Source organism: Polaromonas sp. P1_G2 (assembly GCF_056405515.1).
Map to the genome: position 1 here is coordinate 1 of NZ_JBFUBY010000343.1, position 3,816 is coordinate 3,816.

7 protein-coding genes and 1 tRNA gene are annotated in these 3,816 nt (G+C 58.6%); all 8 read left to right on the forward strand.

Going from position 1 to position 3,816, the window contains the following annotated elements; translation table 11 throughout:
• On the forward strand, positions 1 to 160 hold a 160-nt coding region (locus AC1D0P_RS23075; RefSeq protein ID WP_477678881.1), incomplete at its 5' end, for an EF-Tu C-terminal domain-related protein.
• Between the two features lie 17 nt (positions 161 to 177).
• A tRNA-Trp gene (locus AC1D0P_RS23080) sits at positions 178 to 253 on the forward strand.
• Positions 254 to 386: 133 nt separating this feature from the next.
• On the forward strand, positions 387 to 770 hold the full coding sequence (secE, locus tag AC1D0P_RS23085) for a preprotein translocase subunit SecE (protein ID WP_477655119.1): 384 nt from the start codon (positions 387 to 389) through the stop codon (positions 768 to 770).
• 68 nt (positions 771 to 838) lie between these two features.
• Complete coding sequence (gene nusG, locus AC1D0P_RS23090; protein ID WP_228778638.1) at positions 839 to 1,366, forward strand: transcription termination/antitermination protein NusG; 528 nt, start codon at positions 839 to 841, stop codon at positions 1,364 to 1,366.
• A gap of 143 nt (positions 1,367 to 1,509) precedes the next feature.
• Entirely contained in the window at positions 1,510 to 1,944 is a 435-nt protein-coding gene (rplK, locus tag AC1D0P_RS23095) for a 50S ribosomal protein L11 (protein ID WP_007871338.1), read from the forward strand.
• Complete coding sequence (rplA, locus tag AC1D0P_RS23100) at positions 1,941 to 2,636, forward strand: 50S ribosomal protein L1 (protein WP_477678878.1); 696 nt, start codon at positions 1,941 to 1,943, stop codon at positions 2,634 to 2,636. The genes rplK and rplA overlap by 4 nt, the downstream gene beginning before the upstream one ends.
• 269 nt (positions 2,637 to 2,905) lie before the next feature.
• Entirely contained in the window at positions 2,906 to 3,436 is a 531-nt protein-coding gene (gene rplJ / locus AC1D0P_RS23105) for a 50S ribosomal protein L10 (protein ID WP_477678879.1), read from the forward strand.
• A 26-nt stretch (positions 3,437 to 3,462) separates the two neighbouring features.
• Positions 3,463 to 3,816, forward strand: a 354-nt coding sequence (gene rplL, locus AC1D0P_RS23110; protein ID WP_477678880.1) for a 50S ribosomal protein L7/L12, incomplete at its 3' end; no start/stop codon positions are given.

Here is a 3,816-nt window from a genome sequence, read left to right on the forward strand (position 1 = left end):
GCAAGGAAATGGTCATGCGGAAATGGTCATGCCAGGCGATAACGTGTCGATCACCGTCAAGCTGATCAACCCGATCGCCATGGAAGAAGGCCTGCGTTTCGCCATCCGCGAAGGCGGCAAGACCGTCGGCGCCGGCGTCGTTGCCAAGATCATTGCGTAATTTGCAAGGTTTGATGGAGGGGTATAGCTCAATTGGCAGAGCGTCGGTCTCCAAAACCGAAGGTTGTAGGTTCGATTCCTACTGCCCCTGCCACCTGATGGTTGATGTGTGTCGACGCTGAAGGTGGTTTGAAAAGTTAAAAAGCAAGCCCGCCGGGGGTCAAAACCCCAGGTGGGCTTAAGCGTCTGGAAAGACGCCCGAAGATTGAACAGGAAATCCGCCAACCATGGCCACTTCTCAAGTTGAAACCGTCAGTACCAGCGCCGACAAGGCCAAGCTGGGCGCGGCCGTTGCTCTGGTGCTGGCCTCCCTGGTGGGCTTTTACCTGCTGGCCAAGCAAGGTCAAGTGGTCCAGTGGGCTGCCCTGATTGCGGGGCTGGTGGCGGCCGTGGCGGTGTTCATGCTGTCCGAGCCGGGTAAGCAGTTCGTGGCTTTCGGCCGCGATTCATGGCGCGAAGTCAAAAAAGTCGTCTGGCCGGCCCGCAGGGAGGCCATCCAGATGACGGCTTATGTGTTCGGTTTTGTGGTGATCATGGCGCTGTTTTTGTGGTTTACGGACAAGACGCTCGAATGGGTGTTTTACGACCTGCTCTTGGGATGGAAACGATAATGAGCGATCTGAATGGCACGGTAGTCAGCGAAGTGGCGGCGGGTACGTCCCTCACGCCGACGCCAGGCATGCAGTGGTATGTCGTCCATGCCTATTCCGGCATGGAAAAAGCGGTCGAACGCAATATCGTCGAACGCATCAACCGCGCGGGCATGCAGTCCAAGTTCGGCCGTTTCCTGGTGCCCACCGAAGAAGTGGTCGAAATCAAGAACGGTCAGAAGAAAACGACGGAACGCCGCTTCTTTCCTGGTTACGTCCTGGTCGAAATGGTCATGGACGATGAAACTTGGCACCTGGTGAAGCACACCAACAAGGTCACCGGCTTTGTCGGCGGCGCCAAGAACCGCCCGGCTCCGATTTCCGAGGAAGACGTCCAGAAGATCGTCAGCCAGATGCAGGTCGGCACCGAGAAGCCGCGCCACAAGGTCGAATTTGAGACGGGCGAATATGTCCGCGTCAAGGATGGCCCGTTCACCGACTTCAACGGCACGGTGGAAGAAGTCAACTACGACAAGAACAAAGTGCGTGTGTCGGTCACGATTTTCGGTCGCGCCACGCCGGTGGAACTGGAATTCAGCCAGATCGAAAAAACGTAATTTCGGTTTGGTATTTAATTTCGCGCCTTGCAACTCGGCGCGAAACGGTCCTCAAGGGCTGTTTTTGAGTTGTGTAACCCCCGGGGAGCCCGGGCCTGCCCTAGCGGCGGCGCCCAGGCGTTATGACCCGCAAGGAGRAAAGTATGGCGAAAAAAATCGTCGGCTTTATCAAGCTGCAAGTGCCAGCTGGTAAGGCCAACCCGTCCCCCCCGATCGGCCCTGCGCTCGGTCAGCGTGGCCTGAATATCATGGAATTCTGCAAGGCATTCAATGCGCAGACCCAGGGTGTCGAGCCCGGTCTGCCGCTGCCTGTGGTGATCACGGCATTTGCCGACAAGAGCTTTACCTTCGTCATCAAGACGCCTCCCGCAGGCGTCCTGATCAAGAAGGCCATCAAGCTCGACAAGGGTTCTTCCACGCCGCACACGGTGAAGGTCGGCAAGATTTCCCGCGCACAGCTGGAAGAAATCGCCAAGACCAAAATGAAAGACATGACGGCTGCTGACCTCGACGCTGCAGTTCGTACTATTGCTGGCACGGCCCGTTCCATGGGTGTGTCGGTGGAGGGTGTTGTATGAGCAAGCTGACCAAGCGCCAAAAAACCATCGGCGACAAAATCGACAGCAACAAGCTGTACACGCTGCCCGAGGCCCTGGGCCTTGTGAAAGAGTTCGCCGTCGCCAAGTTCGATGAGTCCATCGACGTGGCTGTGCAGCTCGGCATCGACGCCAAGAAATCCGACCAGGTCGTTCGCGGCGCGGTCGTGCTGCCTAACGGCACCGGCAAGACCAAGCGTGTGGCCGTGTTTGCCCAAGGCGCCAAGGCTGAAGAAGCCAAGGCCGCCGGCGCCGACATCGTCGGCATGGACGATCTGGCCGCCGAAATCAAGGCTGGCAAGATGGACTTCGACGTGGTGATTGCTTCCCCCGATGCCATGCGCATCGTGGGTACCCTGGGCCAGGTGCTCGGCCCCCGCGGCCTGATGCCCAACCCCAAGGTCGGCACCGTGACGCCGGACGTCGCCCAGGCTGTGCGCAACGCAAAAGCCGGCCAGGTCCAGTTCCGCGTCGACAAGGCCGGTATCGTGCACGGCACCATCGGCCGCCGCTCGTTCGACACCGACAAGCTGCAGGGCAACCTGGCTGCATTGATCGATGCGCTGCAAAAGGCCAAGCCGGCTTCGAGCAAGGGTGTGTATTTGAAGAAAGTGGCGGTTTCGTCCACGATGGGTGTGGGCGTTCGCGTCGACACGCAAACCATCGCAGCGTAATCGCGAAAATTTGGGCGGCCCCGCAAGGGTTGCCCGATGTGGTGGGCTGCCGGGGTTCGCTCCGGCAGGTCATCCAAGACCGTTGGCGCGGTGGGCTTTTTGGGCTTGCCGCTTAATCGAAAGACAGCCAACGCAGATGGCGGTCCCGCTGCTTGAATGGTTTTGCAAAGAATCTGAAAACAGTTGGTCGCTGAACATGAGCGTGTTGAAGGGCAGGCAGCCTGCGCAAGCAGGCTTACACCCGACGGCACATTTTTAAGGAGTAGACCTTGAGTCTCAACCGCAGTGAGAAACAAGCCGTCATTGATGAAGTGACTGGCCTCGCCGCTAAAGCTCAAACGCTCGTGATGGCGGAATACCGTGGTATCACGGTCGCTGACATGACCCGTCTGCGCAGCCAGGCCCGCGACAAAGGCGTGACCCTGAGTGTTCTGAAGAACACTCTGGCTCGCCGAGCAGTGGCCGGCAGTGCATTCGAAGTCGTGTCCGACCAGATGACCGGTCCGCTGATCTACGGCTTTTCTACCGATGCAGTAGCTGCCGCGAAAGTGGTATCTGACTTCGCCAAGACCAACGACAAGCTGGTCATTCGCGGTGGTGCATTCGGTGGCAAGACCCTGGACGTGAACGGCGTGAAGCAACTGGCCAACATCCCTTCCAAGGAAGTGTTGCTGGCCGAGGTGTGTGGCTTGCTGATGTCGCCAATTTCGCGTACGGCCGTTGTGCTGGGCGCCCTGGCGGCGAAAAAGGGCGGCGGCGAAGCCGAAGCCCCTGCAGCAGCTGAACCTGTAGCAGCGTAATTACCCAACTTTTTTAGGAAATCAAAATGGCATTCGATAAAGACGCATTTTTGACCGCGCTGGATAGCATGACGGTCCTCGAACTCAACGAACTGGTGAAATCCATCGAAGAGAAATTTGGCGTGAGCGCTGCCGCAATGGCTGCTCCCGCTGCTGCTGGCGGCGGCGGTGCCGCTGCTGCCGCTGAAGAGAAGACCGACTTCAACGTCGTGCTGCTCGAAGCTGGCGCAAACAAGGTGTCGGTCATCAAGGCCGTGCGCGAAATCACCGGTCTGGGCCTGAAAGAAGCCAAGGACCTGGTGGACGGCGCTCCGAAGAACGTCAAGGAAGGCGCTCCAAAGGCCGACGCAGAAGCTGCGAAGAAGAAGCTCGAAGAAGCC